The organism is Bradyrhizobium sp. ERR14, from assembly GCF_014198235.1.
Lineage (GTDB): Bacteria > Pseudomonadota > Alphaproteobacteria > Rhizobiales > Xanthobacteraceae > Bradyrhizobium.
In genome coordinates, this window is record NZ_JACIHD010000002.1 from 278003 (window position 1) to 298693 (window position 20691).

Consider the following 20691-nt stretch of genomic DNA (forward strand, 5'->3'; position numbering starts at 1 on the left):
TGGTCCCGACCCGGAACATTATCAAAATCATTTGGAGCATCGAATCACCGCGGAGCGCGCACGCAAGGGCGATTGCGTTTTCTCCGCCAACCTCGCAGCGATAGGCAAAGCCGGAACTGCGCTCTAAAATGCAATGATGCGCTCTCCGGGGAGAATGGCACGGCGTCGACCAACTCAAAGCCCATCGTATGTAACGGTCTCCAAGATGCGTGCACGGCTATCGGTTGAAAAACCCATTCAGGGCGATTTCTCAAAGCTGCGCATGAAGATTCGTTGCGTAAATCCTGCCCGATCATTTACGAAGAGCATTCGGGCGGCAGCCTGCATCGCGCGGCCGCTGGCGGTCTGGCTCTCGATGTTTCAAGGCCTTGCACGGACATCGACGAAATCTCGATCATGCTCTTCGCTACCAAACCCGTTCTAGATCCGAGTTTCGCGATACTGCCGCAACGTTCGCTTGAGAATACGGACAGGCGACCGGCGTGCTGAGCCAAATATGCATACTTAGTTACACATCGCACAACGTGATCGATTGTCCACCAGCCCGATCCATCATTGGCCAAGCTTGAGCAACTTAAAGCAACAAAGGGGCGATTTGATGCGCGTTCAACTAAATTGGTCACACCAATAGATGACGCAAAAAGCCAGTCACCGGAAAATGATCCCTCTCTTCTTCTCCTATTCTCACTGGCTCACAATGAGGCTCGGCCCCTTCAGTTACCTCATAATGCTCGAAGCTTTCTTTACTTTCACTAGAATGACGAGCCAACGCTGTGATTGCATGAATTGACGCAGAGCCTTCTTCCGTTGGATTCGTCATCTCTTGCGATCGCGAACCTGGCTGTCGAAACCAAGTTCACAGAGGCGGATGACAGGCGCGCTGCTCCAAAGCACGATGACGGCTTGCTTTTGCGCGAACCGCGATGTCGGTCCCGACTTGGGCGGCGGACAAGGATGAACAGTCGAACACGAGGAAGGTTTCAATGACAACGACAGACGGGCCCCCTCAGAAAAGGACTCTAATTCCGTTGAAGAAGGCGTTGGAGCGCGGCGGTTTCGGTCGGACCAAGGCCTACGAGCTCATCAAGAAGGGAAAAATCATCGCCTACAAAATGGAGGGCCAGACCATGGTTGATGCCGCTTCGATCGAGGCCTATCATATGAGCCTCCCTCGCATCGAGCCGAGCGGATGAAGAGATGCGCTCTAACCTAGCTAGTTCGCCAATCTTTCATGGGTTCCCTCGATCGGTACAATCTTTTTTGGATCAGCAAAGCTGTCGATCCGGTCCGCCCAATGCTGCATCAGCTTGGTGCGTGGACCGATCAATGCCAGCGGTCCATGCCGTTTGTAAGTCGCCTTTACAGAGTCGCTTTCGAGATGCGCCAACTGTAGTTCGATGACATCGCTGTCCCACGCCTTGGCTTCATTGACCTCCTCATGATGGCAAAGGGTCGAGAACGTGGTGCGGAAGCCATGGGCGCAATGTTCGGTCTTGGTGTCGATGCCGAGCGTTCGCAGCCGATGACAGAGCGTTCTGCTGGACAGCGGTATGTCTTTGGCACAAGCGAAAACGTAGCGCCGACTGCCGGTGATCTGCTGCACGCGCTGTAGGATCGTGAAGGCTTGCCGCGACAGCGGCACGACATGGTCCCATCCGGTTTTCATCTTTGCCGCCGGGATGGTCCAGCGCTTGGCATCCCAATCGATTTCGGTCCATTCCATGTCGTTGATCATGCCGGGTCGAGGGACCGTCAACGCATCGACCCGGAGGGCATCACCGACCACATCGCCAAATCTCGTCTTCTCCCAAGGCGGCATGATTAGCCTGAAGAGACGAACCACATCCTGCGGCTCAGTGACGCCAGGGCGTGGTGTCGAGACGTGGACACTGAGTTGCTTCTTGCAGGCACGGAACGGATTGTAGCCGTCGCCTTCGAGGTCGGCGTAGTCGCAGACTTGCTCACCGATACTGTGGACCCGGTCACGGGTCTCTAACCTACCCTCAGCCTGCATCGCCCGAAAGAAGGCAAGCACGTCAGGACGCTTGATGTCCGGCCGGTAGAGCTTGCCGAAACGATCCTTCAGGTAGCCGGCCCATCTTTCGAGTAGCGCGATGGTTTCGGGACTGCGCACGGTGACAAGCCTGCCACGTTTGATCTTCTCGGTTTTCTTCTCGGCAAGCCATTCGTCGATCCACGCGCCGAATGGGCGTTCAGCTGCCTGGCGATGCCGTTCGAATTGCTTTTCGATTGAGGGATCGACCGGCCTGTCTTGTGCGAGCAGGGCCTTTGCGGTGTCACGTTTCTGGCGGGCTGTGGCGAGCGAGACGGTGCCATCGTTGCCGTTTCCGTAAGACCCGATGGAGTAGGTCTTCTGCCTGCCGTGAAAGCGATAGGCCATCCGCCAGAGCTTGGAGCCGGCCTTGCCCGGCCTGTTCGGGTCTGGCGTGATCAAGAGATAGAGACCGCCGCCAGTCACGTCCGAAATCTTGGTGGCTCTCCACGCGCCGTTCTCAAACTTCGGTCGGGCGACGCGGCAGTCGACATCGGTCCTGATCTGTTCGGGAGCGGCGTGCTCCTCCTTGTTGCGTGCCATCTGCTTTGGATTTCCTTTTATTCGGAATATCGAAAGTTGCCAAGAACGTTTGTTCTTCCCGTACCAACAGATACCAACAAAAGTGCCAACAAATCGGATGACTAGGGGCGTATGAGAACAAACAGTGACGAACACCGATGTACGTAGAAGCAATTGTTTTTCAAGGGATTTTGTGCACCTCGCGAATAGCGTCGAACAATTTAGAACCGTCTTGAATAGGCGCCTTTCTTACCCACGAGGTAATCGAATTGGCCCGCGGGCCGGCGCATCTTCAGTGGCGACAGGAGATGACCATGATCGCGCTGCTGCTCTACCGGACCGTCGCAGACCACCTTGTTCCCTGGGCCACGGCCTTCGCAACGCGGATGCTGGCGCGCAGCCTCAACATGCCGGAGCCGCTGGTGCATTCGACCGGCGACTACGTGCTCGCGCAGGTTACAGCCTTCGAGCACGGCGTCGGCAGGAGCCTTTGTCCGTTCCGCATCGCCCGCCTGCTCCGCGCCTGGTGGCGCGCATGGCACTGAGTTTCACCCCGAGCCCACCCCAACCATGGAGACTTCTGATGATCGACGCTTCCACCTTCCTGCGCCGCGCCCTGTTGGCCGACGCCATCTTCAGCGGCGTTGCCGCCCTCGGCTTCACTTTCGGCGCGAGCGCGTTCGCTGCTCTGTTCAACCTGCCCGAAGTGCTGCTGCGCGAGGCCGGCCTGTTCCTGATCGCCTACGCCGCGCTGGTCGGCTGGCTGACATCACGGGCCTCGGTGGCGAAGGCGCTCGTGCTGCTGGTCGTGATCGGCAATGCGGCCTGGACCGTCGGCAGCATTGCGCTGCTGCTCTCCGGCGCGGTGTCGCCGAATCTTGCCGGCGCGCTCATGGTCGTCGCGCAGGCGATCGCCACCGGCGTGTTCGCCGAGCTGCAATATGTGGGATTGCGGAGAAGTGCGAGCGTTGTGGCGGCTTGAGGCCCGGGCTTGGCCGCGCATCAGTCGCGGCCATCGCGCCTCGGCTACGCCTTGGCGCGGCCGACCTTGCCGGCAAAGTGCTTGCCGTTCAGCTTCTTCTTTTTCACGGACGCGGTTTTCGCGCCCGCCTTCTGCGCCTTGCGCTCCGTGCGCGCCTTCACCTTGGCGCGCTCGGCCCGCGCCTCGGCGCGCAGCTTCTTGCGTTTCTTCTCGCAAGACTCGCACTTGCAACCGATCGGCTTCAGATAGGCTTTGAAATAGTCGGTGCCGTAATCGTAATTGATCTCGTCGCCCGGCTCGATGTTCTTGATGGCGCGGATGAAGACCTTGCGCTCGCGCGGCCGGACGTCGGACTCGGCGTTGGGCCGGCAGGAGTGGTTGATGTAGCGGGCGAGGTTCTTGCGCACCGAACCGTCGATGGTCCAGCGGCCATTGAGCTCGAACAGGTACTTATTCTCGATGTCGTCCTGCTCGGGGATCCGCGAATCCAGGATCGGTCCGAAATAGCGGATGATCCGGGTGCCCTTCTTGATCGGCTTGGTGGCGAAGAGGCCGAGCCCGGTCTTGGAGCGGCCGACGCGATAGGGTTTTTGCGAGGAGATGGCTGACATGATCAAGTAAAGGAGGACGCGAACGAGGCTGGAAGAGCCCAAGCGAAGCCGCTCTTCTAGAACGATTCCGCGCCGCTGTCAGGTCTATCGCACACCTGTTTGAACCTTGCCCACAATGAAGACGTCTGATGCTACGGAGTTCCCTGCGCTCGAAGCCCTCATGATGAACCACGTCACCTGCATCGGCCTGGCTGTCGTGATGATCTGCATCGGCCTGAACAGCGCCGCCGCCCAATCCGTGGGCAGCACATACACCTCGACCGCGCCCAAGGATTGCCGTCAGATCGGCAAGCCCAGCGATCTCGACGGCAGCACGACGCGCGTCTGTCCGGGCAAGGACGGCCTCCTGGTGCTGATTGCCGAGGACGATCTTCGCGAAATCGTCTCGGTCGGCCGCAATCGCAGGGCTGCGGCCGAGGAACCGGCGGCCAAGGTCTGGTTCGCCCCGTTCAATTCGTCGGAGACCACGATCGAATGGCGTACCGTGGGCCCAAAGCCGTTTGCGATCATCCAGCGCTGGCACATCGCCGATAACGCCGATCCCGACAAGCAGGGCCGGCCCAACACCAAGGCCATGCTGGTCGTGACCCGGCTGCCGCCGAGCCCGGTCTGTCACGTCGCCTATGTCGATGCGATCGCCAATCCCACCGCCAACGAGCTTGCGCGCAAGGCTGCGGACGATTTCGCCCAAGGCTTTACCTGCGGCAAGGACGAGGTGAAGATCATCGGCACGCGCGGCCGCGCCGTCGAGCTGGCGACGATGCGCTAGCCTCTCGCCTTGGCATGCCGATAGCGCGCCAGCAGCCGCTCTCCCTTCGCCGCGATGCGCCGTGCCGCCGCCACCGTCTTCGGAACCGGCTCGCCCCAGGCATGCGCTGACAGCGCGTGCCTGGTCGGCTGCCCCTTGGCATCGACCAGCGGCGGCAGTTTCGTGCGACCATAGAAGCGCACGGCCCAGCTCCCTTTCCGCCGCATCTCCTGTGGCGTCATCTCCGACTCTTTCTTCGTGACGCCGGGCCGCAAATGGGCGCCCTGCTTGCGCGCAAACGCCTTGCGGCCCGTCGCGGTCAGGCCGCCGCGCGGATCTTTTTCGCGGCTGGATACGCTGCGCTTCCGGGACTTGGCCTTCTTCGCTGTGCGCTTGCGCGTCTTCTTCGCCGAAGCCTTCGACTTTGCTTTTGACGCTTTGGACTTTGAGCTCTTCTTCGCGGTCTTCTTCTTTGAAGTCTTCTTCGCTGCCATGCGCATGTTGTCCACGAGGTTGGGATAGCGGCGGCCGGCGCGGCGGGCGCGCGCCTTCGCCGCCGATTTCTGCGCGGGACTGAGATGCTTGGAGGCCTTGCCTGCCCGCTTGCGGGGATTCGAGCGTTTCCAGGGCGCGCGCGGTGTTCTTGCCATGCGGCGTCAACGCCTGACCACGGCAAGGGTTGCGTTTCGCGGTGGCGATCAGGTGCCGGGCGGCTTCGCCGCGATGGGCGCCGTCAGCATCGCCTCCAGCAGGCGTTCGGCCGTCGTCCCCTCGGGCAGCCGCCCGAGGATGTCCTCGAGCCGTCCATCGAGCAGCAGCATGGTGAAACCGTGCACCATCGACCAGGCGCGCGCGATCGCGGCGCCCTGGTTCAGCGTCAGCGCGTCTTCGCTGATCTGCTCCTGCCGCATCATGCCGATGGCGTTGGCAAGGCCCGCGAAGGAGGCTTCGGCGGCCTCGTGCAGCGAGGGTCTCGAATAATCCAGCCGCTCGGTGCGGAACATGATGCCGTACATGCCGGGATGCGCCTGCGCATAGGCGACATAGGCCTTCGGCCGCGCCAGCGCGCGCGCGAGCGGCGTGGTGGCGGCGTCGGACGACGAGGCCATCGCGGCGTTGAACTGGCGGAAGCCCACGGCCGCGAGTTCGCTGAGCAGGCCGGTGAGATCGCCGAAATGATGGGTCGGCGCGGCATGCGAGACGCCCGCCTCGCGCGCCACCGCGCGCAATGTGAGACCGGCGAGCCCGTCGCGTTCCAGCACCCGTTCGGCGGCTTGGAGCAGCGCCTCGCGCAGGGCGCCGTGATGATACGGCGACTCGGTCTTCGCGCTCGCCGAGCCGCGCCTTGGGCGCGATGCCGCACTCGACGTTGTCTTGCTGGGGGCACGCGCGCTTCGCGCCGTTTCGCTCTTGGGATCAGTCTTGGCCATTTGCAAGCTATATGACGCAATATTGACAGTGTAAAGATTTCGCTTGACCGATGCGGCAATCGGCGCTATCTGATCTTTACGATGTAAAGATTAGGAGGGATACGCCGTGCAGCACGACGCCGTCGCCGAGCGCCGCAACAACATCGCGCCGATCCCGTTTGAAGCGGACGCGCCATTCCTGAAGATCATCGGCGAATTGCCGCGCGAGCTGCACGGCGTGCTCTATCGCAACGGTCCCAATCCGCAATTCGATTCCCCCGGCGCGCATTGGTTCGTCGGCGACGGCATGCTGCACGCCTTCCATCTCGAGAACGGCCGCGCCAGCTATCGCAACCGCTGGGTCCGCACGCCGAAATGGCTCGCCGAGCACGATGCCGGCCGCGCTTTGTTCGGCGGCTTCGGCCGCAAGCTGCCGGACGCGCCGGCTGATCTCACCGATGGCGGCGTCGCCAACACCAACATCATCTTCCATGCCGGCAAGCTGCTGGCGCTGGAAGAAGCGCATCTGCCGACCGAGATCGAGCCGGGCACGCTGGCGACGCGCGGCTATCACAACTACCAGGGCCGCGTCGCCGGCAGCTTCACGGCGCACCCGAAGATCGATCCTGTGACCGGCGAGCTCGTGTTCTTCGGCTACAACGCGGCGGGGCCGCTGACGCCTGCCCTCTCCTACGGCTCGATCGATGCCGCCGGCAAGGCGACTCGCTTCGAGCGGTTCGAGGCGCCCTATGCCAGCATGGTGCACGACTTCATCGTCACCGCGAACCATGTGCTGTTTCCGATCCTGCCGATCACCGGCAGCATGGAGCGCGCGATGCGCGGGCAGCCGCCCTATGCCTGGGAGCCGGACAAGGGCGCCTATGTCGGCGTGATGAAGCGGAGCGGCGCGGCAAAGGACATCGTCTGGTTTCGCGGTGAAGCCTGCTACGTCTTCCACATCATGAACGCGTGGGAGGACGACAACCGCATCATCGCCGACGTCATGCAGTTCGAGGAAGCGCCGTTGTTTCCGCATCCCGACGGCCGGCCGACCGATCCGGAGAAGTCGCGCGCCCGGCACTGCCGCTGGACCTTCGATCTCTCAGGGAATACCGATCGCTTCCAGCAGACCTATCTCGACGATCTCACCGGCGAATTCCCGCGCATCGACGACCGCCACGCCGGGTTGAAAAATCGCCACGGCTGGTACGCATGCGCCAATCCGCGCCAGCCGATGTTCGGCGCGCTCTCCGGCGTCGTCCATGTCGACGGCAACGGAAGGCGTCTCGGCCATTATCTGCTGCCCGCCGGCGACACCATCTCCGAGCCAGTGTTCGTCGAGCGATCGAAGGATGCGGCTGAGGGCGATGGCTGGCTGCTCGCCGTGGTCTGGCGGGCGCGGGAGAACCGCAGCGACCTCGCCGTGTTCAATGCCACCGATGTCGAAGCGGGTCCCGTCGCGCTGGTGCAGCTCGGCCACCGCGTGCCCGACGGCTTTCACGGCAATTGGGTGGGAGCGCAGTAACTCCCGTCCTTCTGGGGCGCGCCACTTGGCGCGCGCCCGGAGCCACAGCACGGACGTGTCACCAAAGAGGCCCGTATCCAGATGCCCTCAATCACCGCAGGCTTCCTCGCCATCCTCGCCCTGGTCTGCGTCGCGCTCACATTCGAAGTGATCCATCTGCGGCGGAGCGGCCAAGTCATCTTCAACGGCGGCATCTTCAACGGCGGCATCCTGCTCGCCCTTGGCCTCGCGATCGCCTGCGCGCTCCCCATTCTGTCGCGCCTGCCCTGGGCGGAATTGGCCGACGAGGCGTCCGACCAGGCCGTTGCCGCCCTTCATCTTTTGGAGGTTGCCTACGTTATTTTGACACTGTAAAGATTCCCCTTGACCCGACCTCGCCTCTGAATTATTGATCTTTACATCGTAAAGATCGGCCCGACCGAGGTAGGCAATGGCGATTTTCCTGATCCTTGCGCCCTACGGCGCTTACAGCCTCCTGATGCTGGTGACGTCGGCCGCGATGAGCGTGTTCGTGGCCTCCGCGATCTGCCTCGGCACCGTCGCAATCGATGTGGCGCGCGGGCGCTCGGTGAAGACCCTGGCCGCAGGCTCGGCGATCGTGTTCGCCGCAATCGGCCTCTACCTCGTGCTGCTCGACCCGCAGCTCGGAACGCTCGGCGTCAAGCTGTCGGTCGATATCGGCATCTTCGTCATCTCGCTCGGCTCGCTGCTGGTCCGCCGTCCCTTCACGTTGCAATATGCGCTTGAAGCAGTGCCGGCCGAGACCGCGGCGATGCCCGGCTTTCTCTATGCCAATTACGTCATCACCGGCGCCTGGACCGTGGCCGCGCTGTTGATGGCGGCTGGCAATCTCGTGCTGCTCTACGTCCCCGGCCTGCCGCTCTGGTCGAGCCTTGCAGTCGCCTTCGCCGCCCGCAACAGCGCCATTTACTTCACAAAATGGTATCCCGAGTATCGCCAGATCAAGTACGGTACGCCTGCCCGCGCATTGCCCAACACCCGCTGAACAGGATTGACGATGAAGGACGTATTCGCCCGCCTCGGCTCCGATCTCTTCTCCGCCATCCTCTTCCTCGTCATTTATCTCGTCACCGACAACGTCATCCTGGCGACGTCGGTGGCGATCGCCGGCGCGATCGCGCAGGTGATCCACGCCCGCATCAAGGGCCAGCAACTCAACTACATGACGTATGCGAGCCTCGCGCTCGTCGTCGGACTGGGCGGGATCACTCTGCTGACCAATGATCCCCGCTTCATGATGGCAAAGCCTTCGATTGCGCATTTCGCCATCGGCGCGATCATGCTCAAGCGCGGCTGGATGCTGCGCTACATGCCGCCGATCGTCGTCGAGACCGTTCCGGAATATGTGACGGCTGCGGGCTATGCCTGGGCGCTGCTGATGTTCGTCATCGGCGTCGGCATGATCGTGGTCGCTTCCACGGGCGATCTGAAGCTGTGGGCCTTCTATCTCACGGTGGTGGCCGGCGGTGCCAAGATCCTCGCCTTTGCCGTGCAGTATGTCGTTCTAAGGCTCATCGTCACCAGCCGCCGGCGCGCTGCAGCCCGCGCTTAAATGCCCTATCGCAGGGTTAGGCAGGAGCTGCGAGTTGGGTTATAGGCTCGCTTAAGGACTGGCCGCGGATCGTCGCGGTCCGCCGGGATTTGTTCGGGAGACGGGAATGGCCGTAGACGGCAACTGGAATCTGACCATGACGACGCCGATGGGCGAGCGCCAGACCACGCTGAGCCTGAAGGCCGCCGGCGGCACGCTCACCGGCACGCAGCAGGCGGAAGGTAATACCACCGAAATTTTCGACGGCACCGTCTCCGGCGACAACGTCTCCTGGAAGGTCTCGATCGACAAACCGATGCCGCTCACGCTCGAATTCACCGGGACCGTCTCCGGCGACAGCATCAACGGCGAGATGGGCATCGGCCCGATGGGCAGCTTCCCGTTCACCGGCGCCCGCGCCTAAGGCCGCGCAACATCATGCGCGTGCTTCGTCTCATCGCGGCGACGATGCTGTGCGTCGCGACACAAGCGGCGCGCGCGGATGACACCGAACCGGCGTGGCGCGCAAGCGCGCTCGCCCTGCTCCCGGCAGGCTATGTCGCCGGCGCCGCTTATCGAACCGATGGCTCGATGGGATATCTCGCGGTCTATCCGGCGACGTCGAACGATCCGAAAACACCGGCAAGTGTGTTCGCTGCGCGCCAGGCCCTCGTGGTCACGCTGACGCCGGATGCAACACGCGCCGTGTCAGCCGAGTTGAAGCCGCGCGCGGAGCCCGATCCCGACAATGACGAGACCGATTTCGCAAAGCTGCACGCCGATCTCGCCGCCGGACGTGCAAAGCTGCCCGAGGGCACCGAGCCCTGCAGTCTCGGCGCCTGGTCCGTCGACAAGGATCCTGCTGGCCTCAACGTGCGCGCCGAGCCGTCAGCGACGGCTCGCGTGCTCGGCACGCTGCCGCCGCCCTACCGCTTGAAGTTAGGCGGCGCCGAGAACACGCCCGACGGCGGCTGGCTCACCGAATTCCGTATCATCGGCTTCAAGAACGGCTGGTTTCTGATCGAAGGCGCCAAGCCGCCGGGCAAGGACTACGAGGACGAGAAGATATATCCGCGGAACGCGCCCAAACCCTATGCCGGGCGCGGCTGGGTCGCCTCCAACAAGGTCGGCGCGAGCTACGCCAACGGCTACACGCGCGCGGGCGGGCTGTTCCAGGCTCCCTTCGTCGATGCGAAATGGATGCCGGCCCAGCGCGAGCTCGGCGGCCCGATCGATGGTGACGGCGGCCCGAAGCGCCTGTTCGCCTGCAGCGGCTTCTGGGGTCTGGTCGAGAGCCACGACGGCGTCCGCGGCTGGTGGCGCGCGCTGTGCTCCAATCAGGTAACGAACTGCAGTTAGTGAAATAGAGCGACCAAGCACCGCTCTCGTGTCCCGGACGCGGTGCAGCGCATAGCGCTGCTCCGCAGAGCCGGGACCCATCTTTCGCCGATGGACCCCGGATCAGCAGCGCATCACCATAGCGCGTCGAACACGCGCGTTAACGCGCTTATGGTGCTGCGCAGCCTCCGGGGAACGCGGCTTCAGCCCAAATTCAACTCCTTGAAGAAGTCGTTACCCTTGTCGTCGATGATGATGAACGCCGGGAAGTCGACGACTTCGATGCGCCAGATCGCTTCCATGCCGAGCTCGGGATATTCGAGCACCTCGACCTTCTTGATGCAGTGCTCGGCAAGGTTCGCCGCGGCGCCGCCGATCGAGCCGAGATAGAACCCGCCGTACTTCTTGCAGGCCTCACGCACGGCGGGGGCGCGGTTGCCCTTGGCCACCATCACCATCGAGCCGCCGGCGGCCTGGAACTGGTCGACGAAGGAATCCATGCGGCCGGCGGTGGTCGGACCGAACGCGCCGGAGGCGTAGCCCTCGGGAGTCTTGGCGGGGCCGGCGTAGTAGACCGGATGGTTCTTGAAGTAGTCCGGCAGCGGCTCGCCCTTCTCCAGCCGCTCGCGCAGCTTGGCGTGGGCGCTATCGCGCGCGACGATCATGGTGCCAGTCATCGAGACCCGGGTCTTGATCGGATACTTCGAGAACGTCGCCAGAATGTCCTTCATCGGCTGGTTGAGGTCGATCTTGACGACCTCGCCGCCGAGCGCCTGCTCGACCTGCGGCAAATATTGCGCCGGGTTGTGCTCGAGCTCCTCGAGATAGACGCCGTCCCTGGTGATCTTGCCGAGCACCTGTCGATCGGCCGAGCATGACACGCCAAGCCCGATCGGCAGCGATGCGCCGTGACGCGGCATGCGGATCACACGGACGTCGTGGCAGAAGTACTTGCCGCCGAACTGCGCGCCGACGCCGAGGCTCTGCGTCATCTTGTGGATTTCCTTCTCCATCTCGACGTCGCGGAAGGCGTTGCCGTCGGGCGAGCCGTGGGTCGGCAGCGCGTCAAGATAGCGGGCGGAGGCGAGCTTCACCGTCTTCATGCAGAGCTCGGCCGAGGTGCCGCCGATCACGATCGCAAGATGATAGGGCGGGCACGCCGCGGTGCCGAGGGTGAGGATCTTCTCCTTCAGGAAAGCCAGCAGCCGGTCCTTGGTCAGCACCGAGGGCGTCGCCTGGAACAGAAAGCTCTTGTTGGCGCTGCCGCCGCCCTTCGCCATGAACATGAACTTGTAGGCGTCATCGCCTTCGGCGTAGATCTCGCACTGCGCCGGCATGTTGTTGGCGGTATTCTTCTCCTCGTACATCGAGAGCGGCGCGACCTGCGAGTAGCGCAGATTGCGGCGCAGGTACGCATCGCGCGCGCCTTCCGACAGCGCCGCCTCGTCGTCGCCGTCAGTGATGACGTTGCAACCCTTTTTGCCCATGATGATCGCGGTGCCGGTGTCCTGGCACATCGGCAGCACGCCGCCCGCGGCGATGTTGGCGTTTTTCAAAAAGTCCAGCGCGACGAACTTATCGTTCGGGCTGGCCTCGCCGTCCTCCAGGATGGCGCGAAGCTGCTTCAGATGGCCGGGGCGCAGGTAATGGTTGATGTCGCCGAAAGCCGCCTCCGACAGCGCCCGCAGCGCCTCGCGCGACACCACCAGCATGTCCTTGCCCAGAACCTTCTCGACCCTGACGCCCTCGGCCGTGATCTTGTTGTAGGGCGTCTCGTCCTTGCCCAGCGGGAACAGCGGGGTGTGCTTGTAGGGCGGAACGGGCTTTGACGGGTCGGGGAAGGCGGTCGGAGCGTTCATGGGCGAATCTCGGGGTTTGGGGCCACGCGCGGGCCCTCGCGTAGAAGCGTTCTAAGCCCATTTTGGACGGAAAAGGAAGGGACCGATACGCATGAGAGCGCGCGGCCAGGGCTCGGGAAGGCATTGGCGCAGCACGTGGAAATGCCCGTTCCCACCCTTGCACTTCGCGCCCGACGACGCTTGAATGCGCGCCCTAAGGGGCTTTTCATCATGACATTGAACTTGAACGTCCGCGGCGCGATCCTGGTCGCCGCCGCCATCACCGGCCTTGTGACCCTCATTTCGCCCGCACGCGCCGACCGCTGCGACGACAGTGCCAAGGAGCTGGCGAACCAGGTCGATCGCCTCAAGGTGAATTTCCGGGCGGCCAACGTTGTTTACCTGACGCACCCGGCGGCCAAGGAGCTGTCCGTGGGTTGCCGCGGCGACAAATATTCGATCGAGCTCTATGCCAAGGGCGATCGCAAGCCGACGCCGGAATTCTATGCGCTGGTGGGATCGATGGCGGCGATCGTCTTCACCGTGACCAAGGACGACACCACGACGGGCGCGACCCGCTGCCTCAAGCGGATGGGTCTGCTGCGCGGCGACAAGATCAGCATGCGCTATCGGCGACTCAACATGGAATGCACCCGCACCAAGAAGGATGCGTCCATCGCGATCACGCGCGGCAAGGACGAATAGGCGGGGTTGCCCTCCTTCGTAACTGCTGCGGACACGGTACACATCTGGTTCGACGCACTTGGCCACATACTCCGTCATTGCGAGCGTAGCGACTTGTCCGCCGAAGCCTTGGCGAAGGCGGAAGCAATCCAGAATCCCTCCGCGGAAAAATTCTGGATTGCTTCGTCGCAAGGGCTCCTCGCAATGACGGGGAGAGGTTCGTCGCCTCCTTTGGCAGCGCGCGGATGAGACGCAAGCACGGCGCTCCCGCCACGCCAATCCCTCGCATTTTAACGATTGCCTTGAAGGAATTTTCGCTCCTCGCAGCGCAGGGTCAGTTGCTTCCATGTGTGTGAGGATTTGCGGATGAAGGTTTCCACCGTTGCGCCGCCGCCGATCGCGATCGTGGTTCCGAGCTACGATACGACCAAGCAGCAGGACGATCAGACCAAGACCAAGGACGCCGACCCCACCTACAAGCCGCAGCCGCCCGCGCCGCTGCCGCCGGGTCAGGGCACGCGGATCGATCAGCTCGCCTGATCAGGTTTGCCTAGGCTGAAGCGCCCGATCCGGTCGATCGGGCCTTTCGTACGTCTGGCCCTATCTTTGCCGGATAGCAAAGCCAACATCGTGCGAGATTGCCGGGGGAGCCGCGCATGATCGCCAGACTGCTGCTGCAGAACACGATCACCACCGCCGCGATGGGCGCGCTGCTGTTCGCCTCCGCAGGGACGCTGCGCTGGCCCTCGGCCTGGGTGTTCCTCGCGACCTGCACCCTGCTCGGCCCGCTCTGCGGCTGGTGGCTCTACCGGATCGATCCGGCGCTGCTCGCCGAGCGGCTGCGGCCGGTGCTGCAGAAGGATCAGCCCGCCGCCGACAAATTGTTCATGAGCGTCTTCGTCGTCGCGATGCTGGCCTGGCTGGTGCTGATAGGCGTCGACCGGCGCCTTCAATCGTCTGACATGCCGGTCGCGCTTCAGGCGTTCGGCCTCGCGCTGTTTCTGGCCTCGACATTGTTCACGATGTGGGTGTTCCGCGAAAACTCGTTCGCTGCTCCCGTGGTCAAGCTGCAAGCCGAGCGCGCGCAACGCGTGATCTCGACCGGCCCCTACGCCCATGTGCGTCATCCCATGTATAGCGGCATGGTCCTGTTCTTCGCCGGCGTGCCGTTGCTGCTGGGCTCGTGGTGGGGACTGGTGATGGTCCCGATTCTGGTCCTCCTGTTCGCGATCCGCATCGGCATAGAGGAACGCACCTTGCGCGAGGGCCTGCCGGGCTATGACGATTACGCGGCGCGGGTGCGCTATCGCCTGATGCCGGGCGTTTGGTGAGCGCGCATCGCGCTGCCTCCTCCGAACGGCTGACGCCTGGGAATGCGGACTTCGCTAGACAGCGGCGGTACGCAACGCAACGAAAGACGCGACGATGTTCTGCAAGCCGCCCTGCCCCGACGAGCATGACCTCTCGCCTCTGCCCGATGATTCAGACGACCGCTCTGGGCCGCAGCGTCTACAGACGCCCACCGGCCACGACGCGTTCGGGCGATTGATCGCGCCCGAAGCGGCCGGTCCGGAACGGGGGCTGCCGCCAGCCTCCCTCCGGACCGGCTAAAGTTTCTTTTTTGACGCGTTTTCTTGACACGAACCGGTGTCCACTTCGCTCGAAAACGCTTTAGCCATCCAGTTCGCGATAGCGGCGGAAGATGCCCTGCTCGTTGAAGGGAATGCGGCGCTCGCTTGCCAGATAGGCCTTGATGTTCGGCCGCGCCGCGATGCGGTCGTGCAGGGCAACGAGGCCCGAAATGTCTGTCTCGAACGCCTTCATGCGCTTGGGAAAGGCATAGCGCAGCCCCGCGACGATCTGGAATAGCGAGAGATCGACATAGGTCAGCCGCCGGCCGGTGACATAGGCGCCGCCATTCTCGGTGAGAAGCTGCTCGAAATAGCCGAGATATTTCGGCACCCGCTCCTCCCAGAAATCGGCCGTGCGTTTCTTCGCCGGCGGCTTCTGGTCCTCGTAATAGAGCGAGGGTCCGAGCGGATGATGGGTGTCGTGGATCTCGACCACGAGGTCGGTGATGGTGAGCTGAAGCTGGTGCACCCAGAGCCTGCCGGCTTCCGTCTTCGGCGCGAGCGCATGGCGGGCGCCGAGATAGAGCAGGAGATTGGCGGTCTGGCCGATGACGAGCTTGCCGGCTTTCAGGAACGGCGGCGCAAAGGGTGGCGTATCCTTGTGTGCGTCCATCATCTTCATCATCGCAGCCGTGCCGCGCGGCCCGCGCGCGACATCGACGTAAGCGGCCCCCGCCTCCTCCAGCGCCAACCGCACATATTCGCCGCGGCCCTGGATCTCGGGCCAGTAGTAGAGCTCGTATTTCATGAGAGAGGTCCGTGAGCGTGAACACGTACGGACCAATGTAGCATGTGGCTCGGAGTTCCGGCAGGGTGAGACGGAACGGCGCCACCAAACACTCCGTCATTGCGAGGAGCGAAGCGACGAAGCAATCCAGACCGCCTTCGCGGAAAGATTCTGGATTGCTTCGCTGCGCTCGCAATGACGGGTGGAGAGAGTTGCGTCCAAACTCAATTCGCAGCGAAACAATACAGCAGCCCGTCGCCGCCGGTGCTCTTCAGATCAGCCTGCGAGCAGCCACCATCGGGACCGCGCGAGGGGTGCGAGCTGTTCCAGGACTTTGACGGTTCGTCGTCGCGCAGGCCGCGGCGATCGAAATGGCCGACCATCGCGGTGCCTTGCGTGCTCGACGTCCAGTTCTTGCAGGTGCGATCGTCCGGACCGGCAAACGCGGTGCCGTCTGGTTGCGATCCCGTGAGGACGTCGTGCCGGTTCGGCTGGTCACCCATACCGTTGATCCCCTCGCCCTTCTCGCTGAGCGCGGTCTGCTTGGTGAGGTTGTTGGCGGGGCCGTGCAGTTCGGCAACATCCTTGGCAATGACCGCGCCCTTGGCGTTCTGCCACGGTCCCTTGCCGATGCGATCGCGCGCGTTGACGGCCGGCTTGCCGTCGGCGGCCTGCGTCGAGAGATAGGCGCGCCAGGTCTTGGCACCGGCGCCGGCGGTCTGAGCGAGCCTCGCGCACTGCGCATCGGCTCCCTCCAGGCCGCCGAGATCGGCACCCTTGCCCGGGCCATTGGAGGTCACGAAGAACGTCATGTCGGCCGACTGTGCCTGCACGGCTGGCGCCGCAAGGCATGCAAGCGAGGCCGCAGCGAGCGCTGAAATCGTCACGGATCTCTTGATACGGATCATCTTGTCCTCCCGTTGTGTTTGTCGTTGGCCGCCTGATTTCAACCCGATGCGCCCCCACTTATTCCGATGCCGCGATGAAAGGGGTACAAAAGAAAAGGGCGCCGTGCGGGAAGCACGACGCCCTTGTCTTCAATCGCTTTGCAATCAGTTGGTCTGCTGGATCGCCGACAATTCCCAGCCGCTGCCGGGCCGTCGGGCAAAGGTCCAGACTTCGGTGACTTCGCCCGGCTGCTCGCTGCCGGCGACGATCGTGCCGCTGTTGCGGTCGAGCGTCTTGTCGGTGAGCGCGAAGCGCAGCGCCACCGTGGCGTAGTCGGTCTCGCCTTCGCGCCAGGCTTCCGCGAGGTCGCCCTGCAGCAGCTTGACGCCAGTCACCTTGTTGACGACGTTGCGCGCGCGGTTCTGGGCGAGGTCCTGCTCGAAATAGGAGACCATCTCCGGCGTCGCGAGCGTGTGCAGCTTGGCCACGTCCTCGTTCGACCATGCGGTCTGGACATCGCCGAGCAGGCGCTCGAACGCCTCGTAATCGTCCGGCTTGATCTCAAGCGGCGCGTTATTGGCGTTCGCGCCGAAGCCGAAGCCGCCAAGACCACCACCGAGGCCGCTGCGCTGGTTCGGCTGCGGTCCGGAACCTGCGCCCGCGTCGGCATTGGCATAGGCCGCCTGCGGCGTGTGACGGCGCTGCCACCAGGACATCGCCAGCCGCACCACCAGCACCACGAGGGCGATCTGGATGATCAGGCCCAGGATCGAGGACAGGCCGCCGAGGCCGCCGAACAGGCCGCCGCCGAACAGCATGCCGAGCAGGCCGGCGCCGAGGAAGCCGGCCGCGAGGCCGCCCATAAAGCCGCCGGCGCGGCCGAACAGGCCGCCGCGCGCGGGCGCGGAAGCAGCCGAGTTCATGCCTGCACCCGGCTGGGTATAGGTGCGGTTGAACTGCGAGGTCGAGCCGGGCGCCGTCGTGGTCGGGGGCGGGGCCGAATAGGTGCGCGAGCCGCGCGAACCGGACGAGCCACCGCCGCCGACACGCGCGTCGGCAGACGAGATCGCCAGCGCAGTCGGCAGCGCAAGCGCCAGCACGACAGCGATCGTCTTGAAGAGACTGCGGGAGCGTAGCGAGAAATTCATGTGCGTTTCCCAAATCCCCGGCATGGGGACGTGCGCCTAAGATGGGCAGACTTCCCGAAAAGTGAAGCCGGTTTCGGAACCTATGGCTGCGGCCCTCAGTCGCGGGGATGTGGCAAAAGCCCATATTTGGCGGGGGCTTGGCCGGGTGCGTCGGGGAACCGTGGTCGCGGGATACCGGCGGTTTTGGGCCGAGATTTCCGCTCTTTCCCCGTCATTGCGAGCGTAGCGAAGCAATCCAGACTGCCTCCGCGGAAGGACCCTGGATTGCTTCGTCGCCCCAGCGCAAAATTGCTCCGCAATTTTGTCGCGGGCTCCTCGCAATGACGGAGGGGGCGAACGGCGTGCGCCGCCGACCCTCACCCCTGCTTCGCCATCGTCTCCTTGACCGCCGCCACGAGCTGGCTGAGCGTGAACGGCTTCGGCAGGAAGTCGAACTGCTGGCCTTCGGGCAGGCTCTTCTCGAACGCATCCTCGGCATAGCCGGAGACGAAGATGAACTTGATGTCGGGGTTCTTCTCCCGCATCGCCTTGAGCAAGGTCGGGCCGTCCATTTCGGGCATGACGACGTCGGAGACGACGAGATCGATCGCGCCGCTCTGCTCCTCCAGCACTTCCATGGCCTCGACGCCGTTCTCGGCCTCGACCACGGTGTAGCCGCGCGAGCGCAATCCGCGTGCGTTCAGCGCGCGCAGGCCCTCTTCGTCCTCGACCAGCAGGATGGTGCCCTGCCCCGTGAGATCGGTGCGCGGCTTGGCCTCGGCCGCCGCGGCGTCCTTGCCGGCGCCGCTGGTCGCGCTGACCACAGCCGCCGGCAGCTCGACCTGCGCTTCAGGCTCGGCATGGTGACGCGGCAGGAAGATATGGAACGAGGTGCCCTGGCCCGGCTCCGAATCGACGTAGATGAAGCCGCCGGTCTGCTTGACGATGCCGTAGACCGTGGAAAGGCCGAGACCGGTGCCTTTGCCGACTTCCTTGGTCGAGAAGAACGGCTCGAAAATCTTGTCGCGGATGTCGGCGGGAATGCCGGTGCCGGTATCGGCGACCTCGATCCGGACATAATCCGCGGCCGGCATGCCCTTGTAGGCGAGCTTGGCCGCTTGTTCCGCGGTGACGTTGGCGGTGCGGATGATCAGCTTGCCGCCGTCGGGCATGGCATCGCGCGCGTTCACAGCGAGGTTGACGATCACCTGCTCGAACTGGGAAACGTCGACCTTGACCGGCCAGAGGTCGCGGCCGTGGATGGTCTCGTGCTTGACCTTCTCACCGATCAGGCGGCGCAGCAGCATGGCGAGATCGGACAGCGCATCGCCGAGATCGAGCACCTGCGGCCGCAGCGTCTGCCGCCGCGAGAACGCCAGCAACTGCCGCACCAGGGTCGCGGCCCGCGTGGCGTTCTGCTTGATCTGCATGATGTCCTGGAACGACGGGTCGGTCGGCTTGTGGGCGTTCAGCAGGAAGTCGTTCGCCATCATGATGGCGGAGAGCACGTTGTTGAAGTCGTGGGCGATGCCGCCGGCGAGTTGGCCGACCGTCTCCATCTTCTGCGACTGGTTGATCTGGTTCTCCAGCGCGCGCCGCTCGGTGGTCTCGAGCATGTGCACGATGGCGGCTTCCGCCTCGTTCTCGGCCGCATCGACCGGCGTGACGAAGAACTGGCCCCAGCGCTCCTTGGTCCCTTCCAGCGCCACCTCGACCGGGGCGATGTCGGCCTGGCCGTCGGCGGCCTGGTTGATGGCCGCGATCAGGAGGTGCCGGTCGCGCGAATTGACCGCGCGGAAGATCGACTTGGAGGCGCTGTCGAGCCCGAGCGCTTGGCCGAGCTTGGCGTAGCGCGCATTGGCCCGCACCACGTTGCCGCCGCGGTCAACGGTCGCGATCGCCATCGGCGTGTGGTCGAAGAAGCGCATGAAGCGCACTTCGGCAGCGCGATCAGGATCGCTGCGCTCGTCGCGGGCGCGGCTGATGACGAGCGTGCGCGACGGCCCCGGCGCGCCGTCGGCGCCGAAGGCGAGCTTGTGATAGAGCCGCACCGGCATGGTCTTGCCGGTGCGCATCCGCAGGTCGATGTCGAAGACCTCGGTCTTCACCTCGCCCGGCACCGCCACGATCGCGGTGAGTAGCGAGGCGCCATCGCCGGAGACGATGTCGGTCAGCTTCAGGCCGCCCGAGCCGATCTCGGCGAGGTCGTAGTCGAGCCAGTTCGCCAGCGTCGCGTTGACGTAAGCGAGCTCGCCGGCCGGATTGACCGAGAAGAAGCCGCACGGCGCGTGATCGAGATATTCGATGGCGTGCTGGAGCTCCTGGAACACGTCCTCCTGGCGCTCGCGGTCGCGGGTGATGTCGGCAATCGACCACACCGCGTATTTCGCCTCGCGCTTGCCGGTGCCGAGCGGGCGCACCCGCATGCGCAGCCAGCGGCCCTGGCTGCCGTCCTGGCCGGAGATGCGGACCTCTTCCTGCTGCCGTTTGCCTTCGCGCGCGGCCTTGAGCAGGCGGAACACGGCTTCGGAGACGTCGGGGTTGCCGATGAAGACACGCTCGACCGGGCGCACGTCTTGCGGACCGGTCGCGCCGGTCAGCGTCAGATAGGCGGCGTTGGAATAGACCACGTGGCCGCGCGCATCGGTCACGGCGAGGCCGTCGAACCCGTGATCGGCGATGCGGCCCACGACCGGGTCATCAAGACTGCGGTCGGCGAAACGGATGATCCCGGCGGCGAAGGCGAACAGGTTGAACAAGCCGACCATCGCCAGCACGGCGAGGATGCCGAGGATATAGGGCTGCGCCTGCGCGCGCCCGAGCGTCATCAGCCCGACGGCGACGGCGACGAGGCCGGCGGCCACCAGCAGCACCAGCGCAATGCTGCCCGAGCGCGGCGACGGCTCGTGCGTCGCAACGGGCTCGCGGGTGAGGTCGTGGTCGGTCTCGGCGGTCATTCTCGAGCTGGCGCAGCCTGTCGGCAGAGAATCAACGCGCTACGGGGCGCGTGGGGTCCTCCCTGCCTGAATCGGACCCTGAGGCGCAAGGGCAGCAGG

General features: G+C 64.1%; 22 protein-coding genes. 13 read left to right on the forward strand and 9 right to left on the reverse strand.

Annotated features, from left to right (window positions below; all coding sequences use genetic code 11):
- The first annotated feature begins 1028 nt into the window (after positions 1-1028).
- On the forward strand, positions 1029-1193 hold the full coding sequence (locus tag GGD62_RS07600) for a helix-turn-helix domain-containing protein (RefSeq protein WP_143109171.1): 165 nt from the start codon (positions 1029-1031) through the stop codon (positions 1191-1193).
- Between the two features lie 20 nt (positions 1194-1213).
- On the opposite strand, the gene GGD62_RS07605 is transcribed toward GGD62_RS07600, so the two are convergent.
- On the reverse strand, positions 1214-2596 hold the full coding sequence (locus tag GGD62_RS07605; protein WP_183707824.1) for an integrase arm-type DNA-binding domain-containing protein: 1383 nt from the start codon (positions 2594-2596) through the stop codon (positions 1214-1216).
- A 293-nt stretch (positions 2597-2889) separates the two neighbouring features.
- Here GGD62_RS07605 and GGD62_RS07610 point away from each other — a divergent pair, with 293 nt between their 5' ends.
- Both GGD62_RS07610 and GGD62_RS07615 read left to right on the forward strand, forming a co-directional pair.
- Positions 2890-3120, forward strand: a complete 231-nt coding sequence (locus tag GGD62_RS07610; protein ID WP_177237518.1) for a hypothetical protein — start codon at positions 2890-2892, stop codon at positions 3118-3120.
- A 38-nt stretch (positions 3121-3158) separates the two neighbouring features.
- A complete protein-coding gene (locus GGD62_RS07615; protein ID WP_183707826.1) occupies positions 3159-3557 on the forward strand; it encodes a hypothetical protein in 399 nt (132 codons plus the stop codon).
- A gap of 44 nt (positions 3558-3601) precedes the next feature.
- On the opposite strand, the gene GGD62_RS07620 is transcribed toward GGD62_RS07615, so the two are convergent.
- Positions 3602-4168: an SET domain-containing protein gene (locus GGD62_RS07620; RefSeq protein ID WP_183707829.1), complete on the reverse strand. Its 567-nt coding sequence runs from the start codon at positions 4166-4168 to the stop codon at positions 3602-3604.
- A 163-nt stretch (positions 4169-4331) separates the two neighbouring features.
- Here GGD62_RS07620 and GGD62_RS07625 point away from each other — a divergent pair, with 163 nt between their 5' ends.
- On the forward strand, positions 4332-4937 hold the full coding sequence (locus GGD62_RS07625) for a hypothetical protein (protein ID WP_183708232.1): 606 nt from the start codon (positions 4332-4334) through the stop codon (positions 4935-4937).
- Here the strand turns inward: GGD62_RS07625 and GGD62_RS07630 are convergent.
- Both GGD62_RS07630 and GGD62_RS07635 read right to left on the reverse strand, forming a co-directional pair.
- Positions 4934-5566, reverse strand: coding sequence for a DUF6321 domain-containing protein (locus GGD62_RS07630; protein ID WP_092262659.1), 633 nt, complete (start codon positions 5564-5566; stop codon positions 4934-4936). The genes GGD62_RS07625 and GGD62_RS07630 overlap by 4 nt on opposite strands.
- A 48-nt stretch (positions 5567-5614) precedes the next feature.
- Positions 5615-6346, reverse strand: coding sequence for a TetR/AcrR family transcriptional regulator (locus GGD62_RS07635; protein WP_092262666.1), 732 nt, complete (start codon positions 6344-6346; stop codon positions 5615-5617).
- A gap of 106 nt (positions 6347-6452) precedes the next feature.
- Here GGD62_RS07635 and GGD62_RS07640 point away from each other — a divergent pair, with 106 nt between their 5' ends.
- From GGD62_RS07640 to GGD62_RS07665, 6 genes are all read left to right on the forward strand, one after another.
- A complete protein-coding gene (locus tag GGD62_RS07640; RefSeq protein ID WP_092262670.1) occupies positions 6453-7850 on the forward strand; it encodes a carotenoid oxygenase family protein in 1398 nt (465 codons plus the stop codon).
- 81 nt (positions 7851-7931) lie between these two features.
- On the forward strand, positions 7932-8204 hold the full coding sequence (locus GGD62_RS07645) for a hypothetical protein (protein WP_092262675.1): 273 nt from the start codon (positions 7932-7934) through the stop codon (positions 8202-8204).
- Between the two features lie 76 nt (positions 8205-8280).
- Positions 8281-8856 (forward strand): hypothetical protein, encoded by a 576-nt coding sequence (locus GGD62_RS07650; RefSeq protein WP_183707831.1) that lies wholly within the window; start codon positions 8281-8283, stop codon positions 8854-8856.
- 12 nt (positions 8857-8868) lie between these two features.
- On the forward strand, positions 8869-9423 hold the full coding sequence (locus GGD62_RS07655) for an inner membrane-spanning protein YciB (protein ID WP_018321878.1): 555 nt from the start codon (positions 8869-8871) through the stop codon (positions 9421-9423).
- Positions 9424-9529: 106 nt separating this feature from the next.
- Positions 9530-9826, forward strand: coding sequence for a hypothetical protein (locus tag GGD62_RS07660; RefSeq protein WP_018321877.1), 297 nt, complete (start codon positions 9530-9532; stop codon positions 9824-9826).
- 14 nt (positions 9827-9840) lie between these two features.
- The gene (locus GGD62_RS07665; RefSeq protein WP_018321876.1) at positions 9841-10761 is read left to right on the forward strand and encodes a hypothetical protein; all 921 of its coding nucleotides are present in this window, start codon (positions 9841-9843) and stop codon (positions 10759-10761) included.
- Between the two features lie 182 nt (positions 10762-10943).
- On the opposite strand, the gene GGD62_RS07670 is transcribed toward GGD62_RS07665, so the two are convergent.
- Complete coding sequence (locus tag GGD62_RS07670) at positions 10944-12599, reverse strand: fumarate hydratase (protein WP_183707833.1); 1656 nt, start codon at positions 12597-12599, stop codon at positions 10944-10946.
- Positions 12600-12809: 210 nt separating this feature from the next.
- Between GGD62_RS07670 and GGD62_RS07675 the strand changes: the two genes are divergently transcribed.
- The 3 genes from GGD62_RS07675 to GGD62_RS07685 all read left to right on the forward strand — a co-directional run bounded on the left by GGD62_RS07675 (position 12810) and on the right by GGD62_RS07685 (position 14593).
- Positions 12810-13283: a hypothetical protein gene (locus tag GGD62_RS07675; protein ID WP_092262688.1), complete on the forward strand. Its 474-nt coding sequence runs from the start codon at positions 12810-12812 to the stop codon at positions 13281-13283.
- Between the two features lie 345 nt (positions 13284-13628).
- Positions 13629-13802, forward strand: a complete 174-nt coding sequence (locus GGD62_RS07680; RefSeq protein ID WP_018321873.1) for a hypothetical protein — start codon at positions 13629-13631, stop codon at positions 13800-13802.
- A gap of 116 nt (positions 13803-13918) precedes the next feature.
- Positions 13919-14593: an isoprenylcysteine carboxylmethyltransferase family protein gene (locus GGD62_RS07685; RefSeq protein WP_179737840.1), complete on the forward strand. Its 675-nt coding sequence runs from the start codon at positions 13919-13921 to the stop codon at positions 14591-14593.
- 340 nt (positions 14594-14933) lie between these two features.
- Here the strand turns inward: GGD62_RS07685 and GGD62_RS07690 are convergent, their stop codons facing one another.
- The 4 genes from GGD62_RS07690 to cckA form a co-directional block, all read right to left on the reverse strand.
- Positions 14934-15641 carry a glutathione S-transferase gene (locus tag GGD62_RS07690; protein WP_183707835.1) on the reverse strand — a complete coding sequence of 236 codons (708 nt, stop codon included), beginning with the start codon at positions 15639-15641 and terminating at the stop codon, positions 14934-14936.
- Positions 15642-15844: 203 nt separating this feature from the next.
- A complete protein-coding gene (locus GGD62_RS07695; RefSeq protein WP_018321870.1) occupies positions 15845-16528 on the reverse strand; it encodes a hypothetical protein in 684 nt (227 codons plus the stop codon).
- A gap of 144 nt (positions 16529-16672) precedes the next feature.
- Positions 16673-17680, reverse strand: a complete 1008-nt coding sequence (locus tag GGD62_RS07700; protein ID WP_183707837.1) for a Tim44 domain-containing protein — start codon at positions 17678-17680, stop codon at positions 16673-16675.
- A gap of 332 nt (positions 17681-18012) precedes the next feature.
- Positions 18013-20592, reverse strand: a complete 2580-nt coding sequence (cckA, locus tag GGD62_RS07705; RefSeq protein WP_183707839.1) for a cell cycle histidine kinase CckA — start codon at positions 20590-20592, stop codon at positions 18013-18015.
- Positions 20593-20691: the final 99 nt, after the last annotated feature.

Excerpts from the sequence above, each read along its gene's own strand:
- GGD62_RS07655 (WP_018321878.1), top strand. The coding sequence starts at position 8,869 with ATGAAGGACGTATTCGCCCGCCTCGGCTCCGATCTCTTCTCCGCCATC.
- GGD62_RS07665 (WP_018321876.1), top strand. The coding sequence starts at position 9,841 with ATGCGCGTGCTTCGTCTCATCGCGGCGACGATGCTGTGCGTCGCGACA.
- GGD62_RS07670 (WP_183707833.1), bottom strand. The coding sequence starts at position 12,599 with ATGAACGCTCCGACCGCCTTCCCCGACCCGTCAAAGCCCGTTCCGCCC.
- GGD62_RS07680 (WP_018321873.1), top strand. The coding sequence starts at position 13,629 with ATGAAGGTTTCCACCGTTGCGCCGCCGCCGATCGCGATCGTGGTTCCG.
- GGD62_RS07645 (WP_092262675.1), top strand. The coding sequence starts at position 7,932 with ATGCCCTCAATCACCGCAGGCTTCCTCGCCATCCTCGCCCTGGTCTGC.
- GGD62_RS07615 (WP_183707826.1), top strand. The coding sequence starts at position 3,159 with ATGATCGACGCTTCCACCTTCCTGCGCCGCGCCCTGTTGGCCGACGCC.
- GGD62_RS07635 (WP_092262666.1), bottom strand. The coding sequence starts at position 6,346 with ATGGCCAAGACTGATCCCAAGAGCGAAACGGCGCGAAGCGCGCGTGCC.
- GGD62_RS07625 (WP_183708232.1), top strand. The coding sequence starts at position 4,332 with ATGAACCACGTCACCTGCATCGGCCTGGCTGTCGTGATGATCTGCATC.
- GGD62_RS07700 (WP_183707837.1), bottom strand. The coding sequence starts at position 17,680 with ATGCCGGGGATTTGGGAAACGCACATGAATTTCTCGCTACGCTCCCGC.
- GGD62_RS07660 (WP_018321877.1), top strand. The coding sequence starts at position 9,530 with ATGGCCGTAGACGGCAACTGGAATCTGACCATGACGACGCCGATGGGC.
- GGD62_RS07610 (WP_177237518.1), top strand. The coding sequence starts at position 2,890 with ATGATCGCGCTGCTGCTCTACCGGACCGTCGCAGACCACCTTGTTCCC.
- GGD62_RS07605 (WP_183707824.1), bottom strand. The coding sequence starts at position 2,596 with ATGGCACGCAACAAGGAGGAGCACGCCGCTCCCGAACAGATCAGGACC.
- GGD62_RS07630 (WP_092262659.1), bottom strand. The coding sequence starts at position 5,566 with ATGGCAAGAACACCGCGCGCGCCCTGGAAACGCTCGAATCCCCGCAAG.
- GGD62_RS07675 (WP_092262688.1), top strand. The coding sequence starts at position 12,810 with ATGACATTGAACTTGAACGTCCGCGGCGCGATCCTGGTCGCCGCCGCC.
- GGD62_RS07695 (WP_018321870.1), bottom strand. The coding sequence starts at position 16,528 with ATGATCCGTATCAAGAGATCCGTGACGATTTCAGCGCTCGCTGCGGCC.
- GGD62_RS07650 (WP_183707831.1), top strand. The coding sequence starts at position 8,281 with ATGGCGATTTTCCTGATCCTTGCGCCCTACGGCGCTTACAGCCTCCTG.
- GGD62_RS07690 (WP_183707835.1), bottom strand. The coding sequence starts at position 15,641 with ATGAAATACGAGCTCTACTACTGGCCCGAGATCCAGGGCCGCGGCGAA.
- cckA (WP_183707839.1), bottom strand. The coding sequence starts at position 20,592 with ATGACCGCCGAGACCGACCACGACCTCACCCGCGAGCCCGTTGCGACG.
- GGD62_RS07685 (WP_179737840.1), top strand. The coding sequence starts at position 13,919 with ATGATCGCCAGACTGCTGCTGCAGAACACGATCACCACCGCCGCGATG.
- GGD62_RS07620 (WP_183707829.1), bottom strand. The coding sequence starts at position 4,168 with ATGTCAGCCATCTCCTCGCAAAAACCCTATCGCGTCGGCCGCTCCAAG.